The organism is Vibrio pomeroyi (assembly GCF_024347595.1).
Classification (GTDB): domain Bacteria; phylum Pseudomonadota; class Gammaproteobacteria; order Enterobacterales; family Vibrionaceae; genus Vibrio; species Vibrio pomeroyi.
Map to the genome: position 1 here is coordinate 575021 of NZ_AP025506.1, position 22216 is coordinate 597236.

The 22216-nt window shown below is 45.1% G+C and carries 12 protein-coding genes, 1 tRNA gene, 2 rRNA genes and 1 other annotated feature; of the genes, 8 read left to right on the forward strand and 7 right to left on the reverse strand.

The genetic code is table 11. The annotated features are described in order from the left end of the window. Positions 1-89: 89 nt before the first annotated feature. A complete protein-coding gene (gene ettA / locus OCV12_RS02535) occupies positions 90-1757 on the reverse strand; it encodes an energy-dependent translational throttle protein EttA (RefSeq protein ID WP_017629779.1) in 1668 nt (555 codons plus the stop codon). 263 nt (positions 1758-2020) lie between these two features. On the opposite strand from ettA, the gene sltY reads away from it, so the two are divergent. Together sltY and trpR are read left to right on the forward strand one after the other, a co-directional pair. Beyond that, on the forward strand, positions 2021-3970 hold the full coding sequence (gene sltY / locus OCV12_RS02540; RefSeq protein ID WP_261885280.1) for a murein transglycosylase: 1950 nt from the start codon (positions 2021-2023) through the stop codon (positions 3968-3970). Between the two features lie 173 nt (positions 3971-4143). Further along, positions 4144-4437, forward strand: a complete 294-nt coding sequence (trpR, locus tag OCV12_RS02545; protein ID WP_004739494.1) for a trp operon repressor — start codon at positions 4144-4146, stop codon at positions 4435-4437. Between the two features lie 118 nt (positions 4438-4555). Here the strand turns inward: trpR and yjjX are convergent, their stop codons facing one another. The 6 genes from yjjX to bamD all read right to left on the reverse strand — a co-directional run bounded on the left by yjjX (position 4556) and on the right by bamD (position 12181). Next, positions 4556-5077: an inosine/xanthosine triphosphatase gene (yjjX, locus tag OCV12_RS02550; protein ID WP_261885281.1), complete on the reverse strand. Its 522-nt coding sequence runs from the start codon at positions 5075-5077 to the stop codon at positions 4556-4558. Then, positions 5074-7434, reverse strand: a complete 2361-nt coding sequence (locus OCV12_RS02555) for a putative bifunctional diguanylate cyclase/phosphodiesterase (RefSeq protein ID WP_390904532.1) — start codon at positions 7432-7434, stop codon at positions 5074-5076. The genes yjjX and OCV12_RS02555 overlap by 4 nt, the downstream gene beginning before the upstream one ends. 289 nt (positions 7435-7723) lie before the next feature. Continuing rightward, positions 7724-8899, reverse strand: coding sequence for a prephenate dehydratase (gene pheA / locus OCV12_RS02560; RefSeq protein ID WP_261885282.1), 1176 nt, complete (start codon positions 8897-8899; stop codon positions 7724-7726). A 12-nt stretch (positions 8900-8911) separates the two neighbouring features. Beyond that, positions 8912-9033: a sequence feature (Phe leader region), on the reverse strand. A gap of 110 nt (positions 9034-9143) precedes the next feature. Beyond that, positions 9144-9479 carry a ribosome hibernation-promoting factor, HPF/YfiA family gene (gene hpf / locus OCV12_RS02565; protein ID WP_004735034.1) on the reverse strand — a complete coding sequence of 112 codons (336 nt, stop codon included), beginning with the start codon at positions 9477-9479 and terminating at the stop codon, positions 9144-9146. A 408-nt stretch (positions 9480-9887) separates the two neighbouring features. Continuing rightward, positions 9888-11312 (reverse strand): MltF family protein, encoded by a 1425-nt coding sequence (locus OCV12_RS02570; protein ID WP_315972794.1) that lies wholly within the window; start codon positions 11310-11312, stop codon positions 9888-9890. A 140-nt stretch (positions 11313-11452) separates the two neighbouring features. Beyond that, positions 11453-12181 (reverse strand): outer membrane protein assembly factor BamD, encoded by a 729-nt coding sequence (gene bamD / locus OCV12_RS02575; RefSeq protein ID WP_176682030.1) that lies wholly within the window; start codon positions 12179-12181, stop codon positions 11453-11455. Positions 12182-12318: 137 nt separating this feature from the next. On the opposite strand from bamD, the gene rluD reads away from it, so the two are divergent. The 6 genes from rluD to OCV12_RS02605 all read left to right on the forward strand — a co-directional run bounded on the left by rluD (position 12319) and on the right by OCV12_RS02605 (position 22215). After that, entirely contained in the window at positions 12319-13293 is a 975-nt protein-coding gene (gene rluD / locus OCV12_RS02580) for a 23S rRNA pseudouridine(1911/1915/1917) synthase RluD (RefSeq protein ID WP_017629774.1), read from the forward strand. 8 nt (positions 13294-13301) lie between these two features. After that, complete coding sequence (pgeF, locus tag OCV12_RS02585) at positions 13302-14036, forward strand: peptidoglycan editing factor PgeF (protein WP_261885919.1); 735 nt, start codon at positions 13302-13304, stop codon at positions 14034-14036. 142 nt (positions 14037-14178) lie between these two features. Then, positions 14179-16752 (forward strand): ATP-dependent chaperone ClpB, encoded by a 2574-nt coding sequence (gene clpB, locus OCV12_RS02590; protein ID WP_176682032.1) that lies wholly within the window; start codon positions 14179-14181, stop codon positions 16750-16752. A gap of 566 nt (positions 16753-17318) precedes the next feature. After that, positions 17319-18873 (forward strand): 16S ribosomal RNA (locus OCV12_RS02595). A 76-nt stretch (positions 18874-18949) separates the two neighbouring features. Further along, positions 18950-19025, forward strand: a tRNA-Ala gene (locus OCV12_RS02600). Positions 19026-19323: 298 nt separating this feature from the next. Continuing rightward, positions 19324-22215 (forward strand): 23S ribosomal RNA (locus OCV12_RS02605). Together the 16S and 23S rRNA genes with 1 tRNA gene alongside form the textbook arrangement of a ribosomal RNA operon. The last annotated feature ends 1 nt before the right edge of the window (position 22216 follow it).

The following is a 22216-nucleotide window of genomic DNA, read 5'->3' on the forward strand; positions in this document are numbered from 1 at the left end:
GGTAATATCTCTATATCAATAGGTAAATAGTAAGCCAGATATATCAAAGGCCGCTATTATCGCGGCCTTTGTTCAGAATACAAGCTAATTTACTTAGATATACGCTTGTACTTGATGCGGTGCGGTTCTGCCGCTTGAGCGCCCAGAGTCTGCTTCAGCCACTCAGTGTACTCAGTATAGTTACCTTCGTAGAAGTTAACTTGACCTTCATCACGGTAGTCTAAGATATGGGTCGCAATACGGTCTAGGAACCAACGGTCATGCGAGATAACCATTGCACAACCAGGAAACTCAAGCAGTGCTTCTTCAAGAGCACGTAGAGTTTCAACGTCAAGGTCATTGGTAGGTTCATCGAGTAGCAGTACGTTACCGCCCGCTTTTAGCAGTTTCGCTAAGTGAACACGGTTACGTTCACCACCAGAAAGCTCACCGATGATCTTCTGTTGGTCGTTGCCTTTAAAGTTGAAACGAGAGCAGTATGCACGTGCAGGGATTTCGAAGTTGTTGATCTTAATGATATCAGCGCCTTCAGAGATCTCTTGGAATACTGTCTTCGTGTCGTCCATGCTGTCACGGAACTGATCAACAGAAGCAAGCTTAACGGTTTCGCCTAGTTCAACTGTACCTGAATCTGGCTGTTCTGCGCCGCTTAGCATCTTGAATAGTGTTGATTTACCTGCACCGTTGGCACCAACGATACCTACGATAGCGCCCTTAGGCATGCTGAACGATAGGTCGTCGATAAGAACGCGATCACCAAACGATTTAGTTAGGTTGTTCACTTCAAGAACTTTGTCACCTAGACGCTCACCTGGCGGGATGAACAGTTCGTTAGTTTCGTTACGCTTCTGATATTGACCAGTAGTCAGTTCTTCAAAACGAGCCATACGAGCTTTAGACTTAGCTTGACGGCCTTTAGGGTTTTGACGAACCCACTCAAGTTCTTTCTCGATAGTCTTTTGACGTGCGCTTTCGCCCGCTTTTTCTTGCTTAAGACGCTCGTCTTTTTGCTCTAGCCAAGATGTGTAGTTACCTTCCCATGGGATACCTTCACCACGGTCAAGTTCTAGAATCCAGCCAGCTGCGTTGTCTAGGAAGTAACGGTCGTGGGTAATTGCCACAACAGTACCACTGTAATCAACTAGGAAGTGCTCAAGCCATGCTACTGATTCTGCATCCAAGTGGTTGGTTGGTTCATCAAGAAGCAGCATGTCTGGCTTTTCAAGAAGTAGACGACAGATAGCAACACGACGACGCTCACCACCTGATAGGAATTCAATTTTCGCATCCCACTCAGGAAGACGAAGTGCATCAGCAGCGCGCTCTAGAGCTGTTTCTAGGTTGTGACCGTCTTTTGCTTGAATCAGTGCTTCTAGTTCGCCTTGCTCTTTAGCAAGTGCATCGAAGTCTGCATCTGGTTCTGCGTAAGCTGCGTAAACTGCATCGATACGCTTAAGTGCGTCAGCAACGTCAGAAACCGCTTCTTCTACGATCTCACGAACCGTTTTTGATTCGTCTAGTACAGGTTCTTGCGGTAGGTAACCTACTTTAAGGCCTTGCTGTGCACGAGCTTCACCATCAATATCAGTATCAATACCAGCCATGATACGTAGTAGGGTAGATTTACCTGAACCATTTAGACCCAAAACACCGATTTTAGCGCCAGGAAAAAAGCTAAGAGAAATGTCTTTAAGAATTTGACGCTTAGGTGGAACAGTTTTGCTCACCCGAGACATGGTATATACGTATTCAGCCATTGCCGATCGATCCTAATTATTGTTCAAAATTGTCTGCTATTTTATACCAATATCCCCAAAGATGTTACTCCTAGGTCAGAAAAGCCATTCTTGAACTAATCCTTACCTATTATTGTCACATTGGTCATTAAAACTATATTTAATGAGCTTCTGAGGCGAAGTGTTAAATGTTAATAATATTTACACTCAAACTCTTTACATTTGATGTGATGTCGGGCGTAAATAGACTTCACGTATTCATACACGCACTAAGGAAAGAGCGAATGTTTTTCCGCATTGGTAATACGAAAATTGCTGTGGCTGCATCAGCAATTTTGTCTTCATTTTCACTGGCTCCGATGGCTATGGCTAGCAACGCCTCCGAGCTTGAAATGCAGCGTGATGTTTATGATAGAGCGCAAGAGGTTTTAGACAGCCGTGATCTAAAAGCCTACTCGACGCTGCGTAACAAAATTCAAACATATCCTTTAACACCTTACACCGATTATCGAGCCTTTCTGATTGGCTTAGGTGATCGCACTCCTGCTGAGGTCGATGCTTTTATTGAAGAGAACAAGGCACTGCCTTTCTCCAATCGAATGCGTGCACCTTATCTGGATTCATTAGCTTCTCAAAAGCAGTGGAAGACCATCCTTGAGTTTCAAACCAAAGAGCCTGTCGGTGAAAAATACCAATGTATCTATTATCGAGCGCATTACGAGCAAGGTAACAAAGAGCTTGCTTTCAAAGGAGCGAAACAGCTTTGGTTGAGCGGCAGTGGTGTTGATGATGCCTGTGACCCTTTGTTTAAGAGCTGGGACCAAGCTGGTTTAAGAACGGATGAACTCATACTAGATAGAATGTTATTAGCGTTTGAAGGCCGTAACGGCAAGCTGATGAGCTACCTGATCAAGCAATTGGATCATGATGAGTCAATTGCTCAAGCTAAGCAGATGAAAGCCTTGTACAACAAGCCTGAAAACGTGCTCGCATTTGCTAGGAAACATCCTGCTAATGAATTCTATCGAGCTCAAACCGAGTTTGGTTTCGAGAAGCTAGCAAGGAAGTCATCAAGCAATGCTCAAGCGGTGTTTGATGATGTCATCAAGGCTCAGAAGTTTTCAAAAGAGAAGTCTCAAGAACTTGCGGATTACTTAACGTTCCGTTTGATTAACACAGATTCTGAAGAGTTGATGGCGTGGCGAGACAAAATGCTCGCGAGTTCATCAAAGCAAGTGCTGCTTGAGCGACGTGCTCGTTTAGCGATTCAACATGCCGATTGGTCTGGTTTACAGCAGTGGATCGCACGCTTGGATGATAAGCATCAAGCTTCGCTTCGCTGGCAATATTGGCAGGGCAGAGCGGAGATTGCGCTGGGTGATACCGCGGAAGGTAACAAGCGATTGTCTGATATCTTGGGGCAACGTAATTTCTATAGTGTGGCTGCAGCGAAGCAATTAGGAAAGCCAGTTCAATACCCAACATCGACCCTCAAATACAATGCTGAAATGGTGAAGCCATTCGATACGTCTTTAGTTCGTATTGGTGAGCTGATTGACCGAGATAAAATTGCGGCTGCGAAGAGTGAGTGGCGTTGGTTATTAACTAATGCAGACAAAGACCAAAAGGCGATGCTTGCTGCCCACGCTGCGAAACAACGATGGAATCACTTTACGGTGACGGCGAGTATCTCAGCGAAAATGTGGGATAACATTGCATTACGTTTCCCGGTAGCTCATAAGTGGTGGTTTAATTTTTATGCTGAGAAGCACGATATCGACCCAATCACCTTGATGTCTTTAGCAAGACAAGAGAGTGCGATGGATTCGGAAGCTCGATCTCCTGTTGGCGCGCGTGGCATCATGCAAATTATGCCGAAGACGGCGCAATACACGGCTAACAAGCATCAGATTAAGTACAAGGGCAGCGATGATCTTTATGATGTCGGTAAGAACATAGAGATTGGGAGTCACTATCTCGATGGTTTGCTTTCTCAGTATGACAACAACCGTATTTTTGCTTTTGCTGCATACAACGCAGGGCCAAGCCGTGTGAAGCAGTGGCGTTCACGCAGTGACGAAAAGCTTGATGCGTATGCCTTTATTGAAATGATTCCATTCAAAGAGACGCGTGGATATGTTCAGAACATCTTGATGTTTGAGACTTACTATCGAGATATCTTAGGTGAGAAGGGCACGTTTTTAGCGCCTCATGAGGCAAAAACGAAATACTAAGCTCTCGGCGCTTGGTCCAAAACTGAGTAAATATTATAGGCAGTGAGTGCGAACCATTTCCACTTACTGCCTTTTTACATTGGATTGCATCAAGTGTTGCGGTATAAAGTGTTAAACGCTTTCAATCGTTAAGCGACTCTTTAAAGTCTGAATTTAAAAGTAAGTGTAGAGATATGGCATCACAACCTGAATATGATAATTGGCAACAACTAATGGATTTGGTAAAGACGGCTGTCGAAAAAGATCAGCACGAACTGTTGTTGACTATGATGATGACCCCCGATGAGCGAGATGCTCTGGTTGCTCGAATTAATATCTTTTGTGAGCTGATGAAAGGCGAGATGTCTCAAAGACAAGTAAGCCAAATGTTAGGAGTAGGTGTGGCTACAATTACTCGAGGTTCGAATGAGCTAAAGGCAAAATCGGAACAAGAGAAAGCCGTGATTGCGGATCTATTACTCAAATAGTCACTAAGTTGTGAGAGTAAGATTTGATAAAAAACGCTAACTGACTGTTAGCGTTTTTTGTTTCTGAACATTGATTTCAGCTCATTCACTTCAGATCTTCTTGAGCTCCAGCTAAACACTAAATAGGAAAGTGCTCAGGATTCACAAATGGGATCAGCGCTAAGATTAAAGCTTGGTGATACACAGAACTGCGAGACAGCTGGTTATGTGTCAGTAAGCCAATCGCACCGCCTTTCTGTTTGATATTATCAGTACCAAACACTTTATCCATTACATCTCCGAGCTCGTTTGCATGCTCTAGCTTTTCAAGCACGGCTGGTGGCAGCATCAGACTTGCTGAACGTGATTCACCTCGTTGCCCGTTAGATTCAATCACCATCCATGCAAAGGTGACGTTTTTTTCTATTCCTGCTTCTAGACCAACATAAAAGTCCGCATTAGGCTGCGCTTGAGTAGCGTTATGTACGCGGTTCACCGCACCTTGATAGGTTTCATCATTGCTCATCGGTTGATCTGCTACGCCACTTGGCACACTGACGCCAGTGAACTCAAAATCGGTATCTGGAAAAGCTGACTGAAACGCGCTTTTAACAGCATTTATTTTTGCCGGGTTTAGCGAAGCAATGATGACGTTCTTCATGTGTTGGATTCTTCTTCTTGTTGATTAAATCGAAGCTGATTAAAACGAAGTTGATGCGCACGATACCATTCGTTGAGCTCTTGTAGTGGCATAGGTTGACCAAAGTAATAGCCTTGCAGCATGTCGCACTGGGCATCTTGCAGCCATTTGTGCATCTCTTTGGTTTCGATGCCTTCAGCCGTAACGGTTTTGCCCTGTGCATGACACAGCTCTATCACGGGTTTAACTATGTTCTGATTGTCTGTTTCGATCAAGGTTTCTAAAAAGCCTTTATCCAATTTAATTTTCTGGGTTGGATACTCAACTAATTGGGTTATGGATGTGTAGCCCGAACCAAAATCATCAATTGCTAATCGGTAGCCCATTCGAGACAGTTCGTTGAGCCGCGGGAAGCCTTGTGAGTTTGAATAGAAAGTTTCGGTGATCTCAAAATCAATCAAACTTGGTGGAATGTTTTGAATCCCAGCGTGTTGATCAATGAATTCAGCGAGGTGCGTGGTTTCTATCCCGGCTGAAGACAAGTTGATTGATAGTTGAATGGAGTGATCAAATTGAGCCTGCAGTTGATGAAAGGAGGCGAATGCATTCTTAATCACCCAGCGATCGACAAGCTCAAATAAACCGGTTTGTTCGGCTATCGGAATAAACTCATTCGGCGGAACCAATCCAAGATGACTTGATTTCCAACGCAGCAGTACCTCTACGCCAATAACCTCGCTGCCACTAGAGTCCATATAAGGCATGTAAACAAGCTTAAACTCTTCATCAAAGTTCTTCTCTCTTAACGCTTGCTCGATGCTAGCTTGGCGTTGAATTGTTTTGTCTAAGTCTAACGAGTAATCCGCAAACTGATTTTTGCCAGCTCGCTTTGCTTGATACATCGCAGTATCAGCATTCGATAACAACTTCTCGATCGAGTACCCATCGTTAGGGTAGGTTGCGATCCCAATGCTGACGGTGATCGGAAAGCTACCAGATTCGGTAATAAACCCTTTTTGCAGCGGCTCTAATAGTTTTTCAGAGAAGTCATGTGCCACGTTACCCGAATGAGCGGGCGCATTGATATACACAACAAATTCATCACCAGACAAGCGTGCAGGCATGCAGTGAGCACAGTACTTATCTTGATAAAGAGCACAAATATCCGTGATGCGTTGAGCAAAGGACACCAGTATTGAGTCACCGATCTGATGGCCATACTTGTCGTTCACAAATTTGAAGTTGTCTAAGTCGAGATAAAGCACCCAGGTATAGGTATTTGAATTCGGTTTAGGCAGAGATTGTTCAACGAATGATTGGAATTGACGTCGATTGGCAATCTTGGTCAGTTGGTCGTTTTCTGCCAACACCTTTGTCTGTTGATAGGTGTTATCCAACTCTTGGTACATATCGTAAAAACGTTGTGATAAGCGGCCTAACTCATCATTCGTCCCCAAACGTTCAATGTTCTTTCTCTGTTTTTTTTCTACTTGCTGAAGTTGTCTGTCTAAACGTGTGATTGGGCTTATTACACAACGAGACAGAAGAATCAGTAGCAAGGTAACCGAAACAAATGCAGATAAGGCAAAGGATAGGCTGAGTTCATTCCAGATAGATTTGAGTTTGTTGTCTAACAAGAACTGTGCGGGATCGAGTGTGGCGTAAAGCTCTGGTGCAAGCTTTACGGTTTGGGTTAATTCATGCCCTAAAGTGACAGGTGTTGGGGTAAAGAACAAACTGGTTTGGTAGTCGAACTCTATCTGTTTCCGCAGTGAATTAAACTTATCGAGTGAGACTGACACTACCACAAAAAACACATTGTTGAGTTGATAGCTTATGGGTGTTGAAACCGTTTTTTTATCAAGCACCTCATAGTGAACCAACATCCCTTCGCCTTCGGAGTTTTGTATGTAGTTGGTGCTCGAAGTAGCTAAGGTTGCATGATATTGATGGTCGATGAATTCCAACACTTTAGGATCCATCTTTGCGAAAGGATCACTACTATTTTCAGCGTAATAGCTGAGGGTTCGATCGCCATCGAGAAGGGCAAGCCCTGTAAAGCTGTCGTCGCCATCTTGCAGCAGTTGAATCGTCTCGTGGAGGTTATCAATCAGCTCAAGCTCACGGTTGGGATTATCATCAACCATAAAGTAGTTCTTAACCATGTCACTTTTGGTGAGGGTATAAGAGTAACTGTTTAGGAAAGATCGAGACTGACGAAAGTAACCAGCTAGCTTTTCCATGCTTAACTGCAGTGCATTGTCTTCACGTTTGATGAAGCTGCTTTTTTGCGTGGAGTAGATGATATAGCTAGAAGTCGCCGTACTGATCAGTATTACAGGGGCAATCAGAAGTAATATTTTCGTACTTAGCTTCATGGCTATTCACAACATTGTTTATAAATTTTAGCGCGTCAGTTTATGTTACTTGGCAGGAGCTCGCTATTTTTTAGACGATGTTCGGTGATTTCCTGTGAAGGGGGTAAGGTTTTGTCTTAATTGACAAAAAAGCTACTAGTGAGTTTTATTCTAGAAAGGTACAAAACGATAGTGGTCGGTAGATATGCAGGGGCTGCGAAACAAATAAATTGTGCCTAGCTAGTGACTAAAGCATTTGGCCTACTGTAGGCCAAATGCTTGTGAGGCTGAAGTTCATACTAGTTCAAAGCTATGACAACTTAACTTGCGTGGCTTTGATGTTCTCACTCGGGTAGCAGCCCAGCACTTTCAGGTGACGAGTAATCGCTGTTAGCTCAGTGATTGCTTGCTGCATATTGTCTGAATCTAGGTGGGCTTCTAGATCGACATAAAACATCTCTTCCCAAGGGTTGCCCATGATAGGACGAGACTCTAGCTTAGTCATGTTGATGCCCAAGCGCTGTAGAATCAGTAGTGTCTCAACCAAAGAACCCGCCTCTTGAGAAGTCGACATGATCAGTGTCGTTTTCGCAGGGATCTGAGTCGATACTTCAACAGGCTTACGAGCGACCACGATGAAACGTGTGTGGTTTTCTGTTTGGTTCGCAATGTTGCCTTGAATTGGCTGAAGTCCGTAAAGTTTGCCGCTAGACGCATTACCAATCGCAGCAACATCATCACCGTCTAAGTCTTTAACTTTTTTCATTGCGTCAGCTGTGCTTGCGCAAGACTCAAGAGTCACACCTTTGAGGCGGCTCAAGAACTCACTGCATTGTTGATGTGGTTGTGGATGTGAGTAAAGTGTTTTGATGTCTTCTAATCGGATATCACTTTTCGCCACTAGGCAGTGTTCGATTGGTTGGGAAAGCTCGCCAACGATGTAAAGCGTTGTGTGTTGTAGTAGGTCGTAGACTTCGTTAATCGAACCTGAGCTGGTGTTCTCAATAGGCAGTACACCGTAATCAGCATGGCCAGATTCTACCGTTGAGGCGACTTCCTTGAAGTGATTACAGTTTAGCTCAATCAATTCCATATTCTTGCGACTGAAATATTCACGACTCGCAAGGTGAGAATAAGATCCTTTAGAACCTAAGAACGCTACACGAGCCAATGGCTTGCGGCTTTGCGGATTCGCTAGGTTTTGTAAGTATGACTGTTGCAGTAAAACAGAATCTTCGATGATGGTGTGAAACAGTTTGGTAATGTACTGAGCATCAAGTTCGTATTTATCTTTGCCGTTGTTGATCAGTTTTACTAATAGTTGTTGTTCTCTTACTGCATCACGAACTGGCTTTGATGTTTCTACCTTGCTTTTCGCAACTTCGATACTTAGCTTGCGACGCTCTGAAAGTAGGTTCAGTAGTTCGTCGTCTAAGTCATTAAGACGAAGGCGGATATCATCCAGTGAAATTGAGCGGTCAGTCATAAATGTGTCCTTATAAAAAAGCCTCCCTAGTGTGGGAGGCTTCTTGTTCGTTTTTGACTTGTTTTTCTAAAACGACTTAGCCTCCGATTTACGGAAGAAAAAAGAAGTCAAAAATAAACAAAGATTGAGTGTGCATAAAAAGTGATTGTTTTATGAATGTTTAAACACAATAAGCAAGCGAGCCACGAGCGTCAAGCAAAAAAATAGCGCCCTGAGGCGCTATTTTTTAATCTGTTATCTTTCCTTATTCTACTTCAGCTTCTAGCTCTTCGATTTCAGGCTTTTCAGCGCGGCGCGCTTCTGGTTTATGACGCAGCTTGTTGAGTTGACGTTCTAGTTTTTGTTCTACTTCGTTGATGGCAACGTAGAGGTCGTCATGGATTGATGAAGCAACAAGTTGGCCTTTTGGTACGGTTAGTACCGCTTCAAATTTCTTCTTCTTGTTTGGTTCTTCACTAAAGCTCGCTTGGCAGCCAATGATGTCTACTTGCCATTTATCCAGCTTCTTAAATTTGCTTTCTATGTGATCACGGATTGCAGAGGTAATGTCGATGTTTTTACCAGTGATGTTCATTTTCATAGAAGTTTTCCTCTGTTGTATCCCTCATGGGTTAACTTCAGATTACGACTTTTAGGAATAAAGAATGTGATCTAGATCTTGTTTTGGTTGGGTGTCATGATCATTAAAATCAAATGTGATCTCACGCAAGTCTTGGTATCTTTTTGTCGGAAAATGCTTGTTATCCCTATGAAAAACGATAACTTGGAGGCAAGGCTTCGCTAAAAATTAAAACGGTTTTTAGGGGCGTCTTACAGCTTATTGAAAGTGCTTGATGAAAATTCACTCAATACGCTTTCGTGATTGAAGTCACATTCAAGACCTCTACGAATTTTATAAGCAAAAGCCGCATAAGTTTTCTTATGCGGCTTTTGTGTTTTTAGTCCGTTCTCAAGCGTTTGTTGTTATGGCTAAGAATGCCAAAAAGCGTTAATCGTTGGTTTGCAGTAGTCTCGCGGTTCCGTTTTCTCGAGTAGCATTAATCGCCGCTAGCTGTTTGTAGATAACAAAGTAACGGTTGATATTAGCAACATAGGTTACAGGCTCTTTACTGACATATTTACGAGTGATGATTTCGACATTCTTGAACCAGATGTTGGGGTTATAGCCTTGTTTCTTAGCCAGTTGCCTCATCTTTCTGATTTTGGCTGGACCTGCATTGTAAGCGGCTAAGGTGAAGTAGATCTGGTTGTCGGGGGAAATCGCCACGTCACTAAAATAGCGGTCCTTGATAAAGCGCATGTACTTCACGCCCGCGTGGATATTGTTGTCTACTTTATGGATATTTTTTATGTTGACGTTTTTATCTCGAGCTGTGCTAGGCAATACCTGCATCACACCAATGGCACCACGATGAGAGACTTGGCTCTGATCAAGCCCTGACTCTTGAAAGCCCTGCGCCGACATCATTAATGGGTCAAATTCGTATTTGCTGGAGTATTTCTCAAAGACATCCGCCAGCTTAGCGACTCTGTCTACTTTGTTAGGGTTGAGGGCTCGCCCTAACCAACGGGTATTGTCGATGTATTTCTGGTAAATCACATTCCCCAATAAGGTACCAGTACGAGCTTTCTTAACGTATTTATTGATCTCTGCTTTGAGGATTGGGCTGTCTTTTCTCAGAGCCCACGCAATACGGCCATTTTCACGTAACGGTAAGTCGTTATGAACCTGAATGTTTTCCATTACATCGATCCACAGCTTAGCTTTATGGCTATCTAGAATTGTGCCTTGTATGTAGCCTTGGTTAACCAGTTCTATTAGTTCATAGTCTTGCAGTGATTCTTCGATAAAGTGGACATGCAGTGGTGGTAAACCTAATTCGTTGAGCTCTTTATTCACCCTTTGCACACTCTCGAAGTAGCTAGAGCTCGCGCGTATCCATACTTCCTTACCGCTCAATTGCTTGATTTCAGTGATAGGCGCTGACTTCTTCCCGGTGATAATGAGTTCTTTACCATCTTTAATCATAGGATCTGAGAAATCGATGCTTTCTAATCGTTTATCGGTGATCGTCAGGTTAGCTACGGCAACATCACCATAGCCAGACTGTAAAGAAGGCAGCAGATCATCTCGTTGTACAGGAATGATTTGAACATTGAGGTAAGGGTGTTTCTTGCGAAGGCTTTTCTCAAAGTGGTAGAGCATTTCTGCCACTATGCCTTTTGGCTTACCATCTTCTATGTAGTAGAAGCCAAGATCAGCAGAAACCAGCACTCTAACCGTTCCTTTGGTTTTGAGTACATCTAAGTCTCCCATGTATGGCTTATTGCTCAATGGGGACAGTTCTAATGCGTGGGAAAATTGGCTAAATAGCATGATCCCGATAAGTAATAACAACCTACTCACATCCACACTCCATGTTGATGTTTTGTTAACAGTTATTTATTGAAGATACCGTGTATTGTGCGATTCATCAAGTTTGCGAAATCCAGTTGAAAAAAAAGCGCGCTAGTTAATTAGCGCGCTTTTTTGATTGATATGTAAATGGTTGATTAAGGGAGTGGGTTTAACTCAATCAACTTTTCTGTTCTTGAAACTGCGTCTTCTAGGCCCAGTTGTTTGTAGGCTTCGAGCTGTATTTTCAAAGATTTACGCGCTGCAATTGTGTCAGGGTAAGTCTTTTGCAGTTCTTGAGTTCTGTTAACTGCAGCAATCCAAGCTTCACGGCGTAAGTAGAAATCAGCTGTTGCTAAGTCGTATTCCGCTAGGCGGTTCTTAAGTGCGAACATGCGTTTTTGTGCATCTTCCGCATAAGGGCTCGCAGGGAAACGCTCAAGTAGTCGCTTGAAGTCAGCAAAAGCAAGCTTCACTGGTTCTGGATCTCGGTCACTACGATCGATATTAAAAATATCGTGCATGAAGTTTCGATCTTGTGCCATGTGCGTTAGGCCGCGCATGTAAAGAACCCAGTCTTGTTTCTCATGAGTTGGGTTTAAACGCAGGAATCGTGAAATGGTCGCAAGGCCAAGGGCTAAGTCATCATTTTTGTAGTAAGCGTAAATCAGATCGAGCTGTACTTGCTCAGAATAGGCGCCGAATGGGTAACGAGAGTCTAGGGCTTCTAGCTTTTCGATTGCAGAAAGCCAGCTACCGCTCTGCAGTGATTCTTGAGCGTCAGAGTAGAGAACCGATGGCGGTACATCTGGCACTATCTCTTCACTACTTGAACAACCAACCAAGAGTGATACGGCTAATAGACCCGATAAAGTAAGGTGTTTCATGTCAGGCGTCGATTCCTTGAATTAAATATTTCGTAAGCTTCCGTTACTTTCTAACCAGTAACAGATACAATGATGCAATTATTCTATTTTATCCATACTAATGGGTATTAGTCTCACGGTTTTTAAAAAAGTTCGATATGGCTCAGCAGATCACATTAACAGACACAGTAAAAAGCAGCCAGTTAGGTCAACGTTTAGACCAAGCTGTCGCTGAACTATTTACCGATTTTTCTCGCTCTCGTATTAAAGAGTGGCTTCTTGACGGCAAAATCCAAGTGGATGGCGAAGTTATCACTAAGCCGCGCGTTAAGGTTATGGGCGGTGAAGAGATCATCCTGCAAGCTGAACTTGCAGATGAAGAGCGCTGGGAAGCACAAGACATTCCTCTAGACATTGTCTACGAAGATGACGACTTATTGGTTATCAACAAGCCTCGCGACTTTGTTGTTCACCCTGGAGCAGGTACGCCGGATGGAACCGTGCTAAACGCGTTACTGCACCACTACCCACAAATTGCTGAAGTACCTCGTGCTGGTATTGTGCACCGTCTTGATAAAGATACAACTGGTCTTATGGTTGTGGCTAAAACGGTTCCAGCTCAAACTCGTCTTGTACGTGCATTGGCTAAGCGTCGCATTACTCGTGAATACGAAGCGATTGCTATCGGTAAAATGACTGCTGGTGGTGTGGTAGAAAAAGGCATTAGCCGTCACGCAACTAAGCGCACGTTAATGGCAGTAAATGAAGTAGGTAAGCCTGCGGTAACTCACTACCGTGTTGCTGAGCACTTCCGTGAACATACGCGTATTCGTCTGCGTCTAGAAACGGGTCGTACTCACCAAATCCGTGTTCACATGTCATACCTTCAGCACCCGCTGCTAGGTGATGTGGCATACGGTGGTCGTGCACGCATTCCAAAAGGCGCATCTGAAGAACTAACGACAATGATTCGTTCTTTTGACCGTCAGGCACTACACGCGGTTATGCTTAAATTTGTTCACCCAATTACAGGTGAAGAAGTTGAGTTCCACGCTCCAGTGCCAAATGACATGGTTGTGATGGCTGAAGCGTTACGTGTTGATGCTCGCGAAAACCTAGAAGACGACATTTAATCGTGTCAATGATCATCCCTAACTGGAATGCACCTAAAAACGTGAAGGCATTTGCTTCGACACGTTTCGAGGGTTTTTCAACGGGTGCGTATCAAGGATTAAACCTAGGTACGCATGTTGGGGATGATGCTTCGCTTGTTGAAAATAACCGAGCATGGCTTAAGCAACAATCTAACATGCCTGCTTCACCAGTCTGGTTAAATCAAACTCACTCAACAGATGTTGTTACGGTTTTAGAACCGACGACGGATATTCTCGATGCTGATGGGGCATTTACCACAGCTACCGGTGTTGTCTGTTCTGCAATGACAGCCGATTGTTTACCAGTCATTCTTACTGATACCAAAGGCACTCAAGTCGCAGCTGTTCATGCTGGTTGGCGTGGTCTTGCTGGTGGTATTCTTGAGAATGCAGTCGCAAAGTTTTCAAACCTTGATTCAGATAACCAAATTATGGCTTGGCTTGGTCCTGCTATTGGTAAAGATGCGTTTGAGGTTGGTGATGACGTGCTAGAAGCTTTTGTTCGCTTTGATCCTCAAGCTCAATTAGCATTTCAAGCCAAAGCTGAATCAGGAAAATGGCTAGCGAACATGTCTCAACTTGCAACACAAAGACTTGCGAAAGTGGGCGTGTCACAAGTGACTGACTCTAACCTATGTACATTCGCAGATTCAGACGCTTTCTATTCTTATCGTCGTGATGGCATTACAGGGCGTCAGGCTACTTTTATTTGGTTAGAGTAATTTCTAACTAGTGCAACTACTCATCCAGCTCATTTATATTTTTAGATAAGCTCTATTCTTCATTCTTATCCCTTGAAAATCTACGTTACCGTATCCATCTTCTAACCATAAGATAAACATATCTAAGAGTAGGAAGGTTGGCATGCGTCTCGATCGATTCACTAGTAAATTCCAAATTGCGATATCTGATGCTCAGTCGCTCGCATTAGGTCGTGATCACCAATATATAGAACCTGTACACCTAATGGTGTCTTTGCTTAATCAAGATGGCAGTGCAATTCGCCCATTGCTGACCATGTTGAATATTGATGTGGTTCAATTGCGTTCAAAGCTAAGCGAAATATTAGATCGTGTACCAAAAGTAAGTGGTATCGGTGGTGATGTTCAGCTGTCGAATGCAATGGGCACGTTATTCAACCTATGTGACAAAGTCGCGCAAAAGCGTCAAGACAGTTACATATCTTCAGAAGTCTTCCTACTTGCTGCTATTGAAGACAAAGGTCCTTTAGGTAACTTGCTTAAGGAGCTTGGTCTTACTGAACAGAAATTATCTCAAGCCATTGAGCAAGTTCGCGGTGGTCAAAAGGTCGATGACCCAAATGCCGAGGACAGACGTCAAGCATTAGAGAAGTTCACCATTGATCTGACTGAAAGAGCAGAGCAAGGAAAACTCGATCCTGTTATCGGTCGTGATGATGAAATTCGTCGTACCATCCAAGTACTTCAGCGTCGTACCAAAAACAACCCTGTCATTATTGGCGAACCTGGTGTTGGTAAAACCGCGATTGTTGAAGGTTTGGCTCAGCGCATTATCAATAATGAAGTACCTGAAGGTTTAAGAGGCCGACGTGTGCTTTCATTGGATATGGGCTCTTTAGTGGCGGGTGCTAAATATCGTGGTGAATTTGAAGAACGTTTGAAATCGGTTCTCAATGAATTGTCTAAAGAAGAAGGCAACATCATTCTCTTTATCGATGAAATTCACACCATGGTCGGTGCCGGTAAAGGCGAAGGCTCTATGGATGCCGGTAATATGCTGAAACCAGCGTTGGCTCGTGGGGAATTACACTGTGTAGGTGCGACGACCCTCGATGAGTATCGCCAATATATAGAGAAAGACCCTGCATTAGAGCGTCGATTCCAGAAAGTACTGGTCGATGAGCCAACGGTTGAAGACACGGTAGCCATTCTTCGTGGTCTGAAAGAGCGCTACGAACTTCACCATCACGTTGAAATTACTGACCCAGCAATTGTGGCAGCGGCAACGTTGTCTCATCGATACGTTTCTGATCGCCAATTACCGGACAAGGCTATTGACCTGATTGATGAAGCTGCATCAAGTATCCGTATGCAGATCGATTCAAAACCGGAATCTCTGGATAAGCTTGAACGCAAGATCATTCAATTGAAGATCGAGCAGCAAGCTCTGACCAACGAAAATGACGAAGCCAGTGAAAAACGCCTTCGTACATTACAAGCTGAGCTTTCAGATAAAGAAAGAGATTTTGCAGAGCTCGAAGAAGTTTGGAATGCAGAAAAAGCCGCATTGTCTGGCACGCAACATATCAAGTCAGAGTTAGAACAAGCTCGTATGGATATGGATTTTGCAAGACGTGCTGGTGATCTTAACCGAATGTCTGAATTGCAATACGGCCGCATCCCTGAACTAGAGAAGCAGTTAGATCTCGCGACTCAAGCTGAAATGCAAGAAATGACCTTATTACGTAATAAGGTTACCGACGCAGAAATTGCAGACGTGCTATCTAAGCAAACCGGCATCCCAGTTTCGAAAATGTTAGAAGCGGAGAAAGAGAAGCTTCTTAAAATGGAAGGTGTTCTGCATAAACGTGTCATCGGTCAAGCAGAAGCGGTGGAAGTGGTTTCGAATGCGATTCGTCGTAGCCGTGCAGGTTTGTCTGATCCGAATAAGCCGATTGGTTCCTTCCTATTCCTCGGTCCTACTGGGGTAGGTAAAACCGAACTGTGTAAAACACTCGCTAACTTTATGTTTGATAGTGATGATGCGATGGTTCGTATCGATATGTCTGAATTCATGGAGAAGCATTCAGTTGCTCGTTTGGTTGGTGCGCCTCCAGGTTATGTTGGGTATGAAGAAGGTGGTTACTTAACAGAAGCTGTACGTCGTAAGCCTTATTCAGTGATTTTGTTGGATGAAGTAGAGAAAGCACACCCGGATGTTTTCAATATCTTGTTGCAGGTTCTTGATGATGGTCGCTTAACCGATGGTCAGGGTCGCACGGTCGACTTCAGAAATACGGTGGTGATCATGACATCTAACCTTGGTTCTTCGAGAATCCAAGAGAATTTCAACACACTCGACTATCAAGGGATAAAGAATGAGGTGATGGAAGTTGTAGGTAAGCATTTCCGTCCTGAGTTTTTAAACCGTGTTGATGAAAGTGTTGTGTTCCACCCATTAGGCCAAGAACACATTCAATCTATTGCTTCTATCCAGCTTGAGCATCTGAAAAAGCGTATGGAAGATAATGGTTATGAACTTGAAGTGTCGGAAAAAGCGCTTAAGCTGATTTCTCAAGTTGGCTTCGACCCGGTATATGGTGCTCGACCGTTGAAAAGAGCGATTCAACAGAGTGTTGAGAACCCGCTAGCGAAAGCGATACTGGCTGGAAAAATAAACCCAGAGAAAAAAGTTCAACTATTAGTAAATAACGACAGAATCATTGCTCACCAATAATTAAAGCACGAACGGTAGGTACGATTAGCTGAAATTAAGGCGTAATCGTACCTATTTTGAACGCTTTGTTTGAATAGTGTTCGAACGGTCGCCGGTGGCGGTTTTTTTTTGTTTTTGGTCTTGTGCAAAGGATTATTCTCTCTATAATGCGCCTCCGTTGCCAAGGATAACCAAGCGGTTTGAACTGAGTAACAAGACGGAACTAAGCATTTAAGATGCTTTGAAAAATTAGCTGGAAAAAGTGTTTGACACTGGAACCCAATTCGCTAGAATGGCCGTCCACTTCGAGAGGCTCCTTGGTTAAAAGGAACGCTCAAGAAGTAAAGCTCTTTAACAATTTAAACCTATCAATCTGTGTGGGCACTCGTTGATGAATATCAAAACGTTTTATCGTTAGATAAAACAGATTCTTCGGAATCAAAATGATTTCAATGAACTGAGTGACCAATACAAATAACTTCGGTTATTTGGCACAGTCAATTCATTACCATTCTGTTGGAATGGTAATAGCTTTAGAATTACTTTTTGTAGTTTTGAAGTCAGTATTCGTTGAGTCACAAAATCTTAAATTGAAGAGTTTGATCATGGCTCAGATTGAACGCTGGCGGCAGGCCTAACACATGCAAGTCGAGCGGAAACGACACTAACAATCCTTCGGGTGCGTTAATGGGCGTCGAGCGGCGGACGGGTGAGTAATGCCTAGGAAATTGCCTTGATGTGGGGGATAACCATTGGAAACGATGGCTAATACCGCATAATGCCTACGGGCCAAAGAGGGGGACCTTCGGGCCTCTCGCGTCAAGATATGCCTAGGTGGGATTAGCTAGTTGGTGAGGTAATGGCTCACCAAGGCGACGATCCCTAGCTGGTCTGAGAGGATGATCAGCCACACTGGAACTGAGACACGGTCCAGACTCCTACGGGAGGCAGCAGTGGGGAATATTGCACAATGGGCGAAAGCCTGATGCAGCCATGCCGCGTGTATGAAGAAGGCCTTCGGGTTGTAAAGTACTTTCAGTTGTGAGGAAGGGGGTAGCGTTAATAGCGCTATCTCTTGACGTTAGCAACAGAAGAAGCACCGGCTAACTCCGTGCCAGCAGCCGCGGTAATACGGAGGGTGCGAGCGTTAATCGGAATTACTGGGCGTAAAGCGCATGCAGGTGGTTCATTAAGTCAGATGTGAAAGCCCGGGGCTCAACCTCGGAACTGCATTTGAAACTGGTGAACTAGAGTACTGTAGAGGGGGGTAGAATTTCAGGTGTAGCGGTGAAATGCGTAGAGATCTGAAGGAATACCAGTGGCGAAGGCGGCCCCCTGGACAGATACTGACACTCAGATGCGAAAGCGTGGGGAGCAAACAGGATTAGATACCCTGGTAGTCCACGCCGTAAACGATGTCTACTTGGAGGTTGTGGCCTTGAGCCGTGGCTTTCGGAGCTAACGCGTTAAGTAGACCGCCTGGGGAGTACGGTCGCAAGATTAAAACTCAAATGAATTGACGGGGGCCCGCACAAGCGGTGGAGCATGTGGTTTAATTCGATGCAACGCGAAGAACCTTACCTACTCTTGACATCCAGAGAAGCCAGCGGAGACGCAGGTGTGCCTTCGGGAGCTCTGAGACAGGTGCTGCATGGCTGTCGTCAGCTCGTGTTGTGAAATGTTGGGTTAAGTCCCGCAACGAGCGCAACCCTTATCCTTGTTTGCCAGCGAGTAATGTCGGGAACTCCAGGGAGACTGCCGGTGATAAACCGGAGGAAGGTGGGGACGACGTCAAGTCATCATGGCCCTTACGAGTAGGGCTACACACGTGCTACAATGGCGCATACAGAGGGCAGCAAGCCAGCGATGGTAAGCGAATCCCAAAAAGTGCGTCGTAGTCCGGATTGGAGTCTGCAACTCGACTCCATGAAGTCGGAATCGCTAGTAATCGTAGATCAGAATGCTACGGTGAATACGTTCCCGGGCCTTGTACACACCGCCCGTCACACCATGGGAGTGGGCTGCAAAAGAAGTGGGTAGTTTAACCTTTCGGGGAGGACGCTCACCACTTTGTGGTTCATGACTGGGGTGAAGTCGTAACAAGGTAGCCCTAGGGGAACCTGGGGCTGGATCACCTCCTTATACGAAGATATTCACGATAAGTGTCCACACAGATTGATGGTTTAATAAGTTAAGAGTAGGAAATACTTTTCCAGATGGGGCTATAGCTCAGCTGGGAGAGCGCCTCGCTGGCAGCGAGGAGGTCTGCGGTTCGATCCCGCATAGCTCCACCATCTTTAAGTGTTCTTCCTTAAGAATCTTTAAAAATGGTTATTTCTTTTGAAATACCTAGCTCTTTAACAATTTGGAAAGCTGACTGATTGATTACTTACGAGTAATTCAATCAAATTTAAAAGTTCTCAATGTTTATCTTTTGATAAACACAACAAACACATTCAAGTGTCTTGTATTCGATTCAAATTCGTTTGAATCACATTGAGTCCGGCAAACAGTCATTGAGAATTAACCCTTCTTAATGACAACCAAAAACCTTGGTTAGTTGCCATACACTAAGACCCTTTCGGGTTGTATGGTTAAGTGACTAAGCGTACACGGTGGATGCCTTGGCAGTCAGAGGCGATGAAAGGCGTAATAACTTGCGATAAGCCCAGATTAGGTAGTAATAACCTTTGAGTCTGGGATTCCTGAATGGGGAAACCCACTTACATAAGTAAGTATCCTGTTGTGAATACATAGCAACAGGAGGCAAACCGGGGGAACTGAAACATCTAAGTACCCCGAGGAAGAGAAATCAACCGAGATTCCGAAAGTAGCGGCGAGCGAAATTGGATTAGCCCTTAAGCTTTTAATGAGACAGATGAAGGCTCTGGAAAGTGCCGCAATAGAGGGTGATAGCCCCGTAATCGACATCTCATCATCAGTGAAAACGAGTAGGGCGGGACACGTGATATCCTGTCTGAATATGGGGGGACCATCCTCCAAGGCTAAATACTACTGACTGACCGATAGTGAACCAGTACCGTGAGGGAAAGGCGAAAAGAACCCCTGTGAGGGGAGTGAAATAGAACCTGAAACCGTGTACGTACAAGCAGTAGGAGCACCTTCGTGGTGTGACTGCGTACCTTTTGTATAATGGGTCAGCGACTTAATTTTAGTAGCAAGGTTAACCGTTTAGGGGAGCCGTAGGGAAACCGAGTCTTAACTGGGCGTACAGTTGCTAGGATTAGACCCGAAACCAGGTGATCTAGCCATGGGCAGGTTGAAGGTTGAGTAACATCAACTGGAGGACCGAACCGACTAATGTTGAAAAATTAGCGGATGACTTGTGGCTAGGGGTGAAAGGCCAATCAAACCTGGAGATAGCTGGTTCTCCCCGAAAGCTATTTAGGTAGCGCCTCGGACGAATACTACTGGGGGTAGAGCACTGTTAAGGCTAGGGGGTCATCCCGACTTACCAACCCTTTGCAAACTCCGAATACCAGTAAGTACTATCCGGGAGACACACGGCGGGTGCTAACGTCCGTCGTGGAGAGGGAAACAACCCAGACCGCCAGCTAAGGTCCCAAAGTATAGCTAAGTGGGAAACGATGTGGGAAGGCTCAGACAGCCAGGATGTTGGCTTAGAAGCAGCCATCATTTAAAGAAAGCGTAATAGCTCACTGGTCGAGTCGGCCTGCGCGGAAGATGTAACGGGGCTAAGCTATACACCGAAGCTGCGGCTACGTACCTTAGGGTATGTGGGGTAGGGGAGCGTTCTGTAAGCCGTTGAAGGTGGTCTGTAAGGGCTGCTGGAGGTATCAGAAGTGCGAATGCTGACATGAGTAACGATAAAGGGAGTGAAAAACTCCCTCGCCGGAAGACCAAGGGTTCCTGTCCAACGTTAATCGGGGCAGGGTAAGTCGACTCCTAAGGCGAGGCCGAAAGGCGTAGTCGATGGGAAACGGGTTAATATTCCCGTACTTCTTACAATTGCGATGGGGGGACGGAGAAGGCTAGGTGGGCCTGGCGACGGTTGTCCAGGTTCAAGTACGTAGGCGGAAAGTTTAGGTAAATCCGGACTTTCTTAACGCTGAGATACGATGTCGAGCTACTACGGTAGTGAAGTCATTGATGCCATGCTTCCAGGAAAAGCCTCTAAGCTTCAGATTGTAAGGAATCGTACCCCAAACCGACACAGGTGGTCGGGTAGAGAATACCAAGGCGCTTGAGAGAACTCGGGTGAAGGAACTAGGCAAAATGGTACCGTAACTTCGGGAGAAGGTACGCTCTTATCAGTGAAGTCCCTTGCGGATGGAGCAGACGAGAGTCGCAGATACCAGGTGGCTGCAACTGTTTATTAAAAACACAGCACTGTGCAAAATCGTAAGATGACGTATACGGTGTGACGCCTGCCCGGTGCCGGAAGGTTAATTGATGGGGTTAGACTTCGGTCGAAGCTCTTGATCGAAGCCCCGGTAAACGGCGGCCGTAACTATAACGGTCCTAAGGTAGCGAAATTCCTTGTCGGGTAAGTTCCGACCTGCACGAATGGCGTAATGATGGCCACGCTGTCTCCACCCGAGACTCAGTGAAATTGAAATCGCTGTGAAGATGCAGTGTACCCGCGGCTAGACGGAAAGACCCCGTGAACCTTTACTACAGCTTGGCACTGAACATTGAACCTACATGTGTAGGATAGGTGGGAGACTTTGAAACCGCGTCGCTAGATGTGGTGGAGTCGTCCTTGAAATACCACCCTTGTAGTTTTGATGTTCTAACGTTGGTCCCTGAATCGGGATTACGGACAGTGCCTGGTGGGTAGTTTGACTGGGGCGGTCTCCTCCCAAAGAGTAACGGAGGAGCACGAAGGTGGGCTAAACACGGTTGGACATCGTGTGGTTAGTGCAATGGCATAAGCCCGCTTGACTGCGAGAATGACAATTCGAGCAGGTGCGAAAGCAGGTCATAGTGATCCGGTGGTTCTGAATGGAAGGGCCATCGCTCAACGGATAAAAGGTACTCCGGGGATAACAGGCTGATACCGCCCAAGAGTTCATATCGACGGCGGTGTTTGGCACCTCGATGTCGGCTCATCACATCCTGGGGCTGAAGTCGGTCCCAAGGGTATGGCTGTTCGCCATTTAAAGTGGTACGCGAGCTGGGTTTAGAACGTCGTGAGACAGTTCGGTCCCTATCTGCCGTGGGCGTTGGAAAATTGAAGGGGGCTGCTCCTAGTACGAGAGGACCGGAGTGGACGAACCTCTGGTGTTCGGGTTGTCATGCCAATGGCATTGCCCGGTAGCTAAGTTCGGAATCGATAACCGCTGAAAGCATCTAAGCGGGAAGCGAGCCCTGAGATGAGTTTTCCCTGACGCTATAAGCGTCCTTAAGGGTTGTTCAAGACTAGAACGTTGATAGGCAGGGTGTGTAAGTGCTGCGAGGCATTGAGCTAACCTGTACTAATTGCCCGTGAGGCTTAACCATA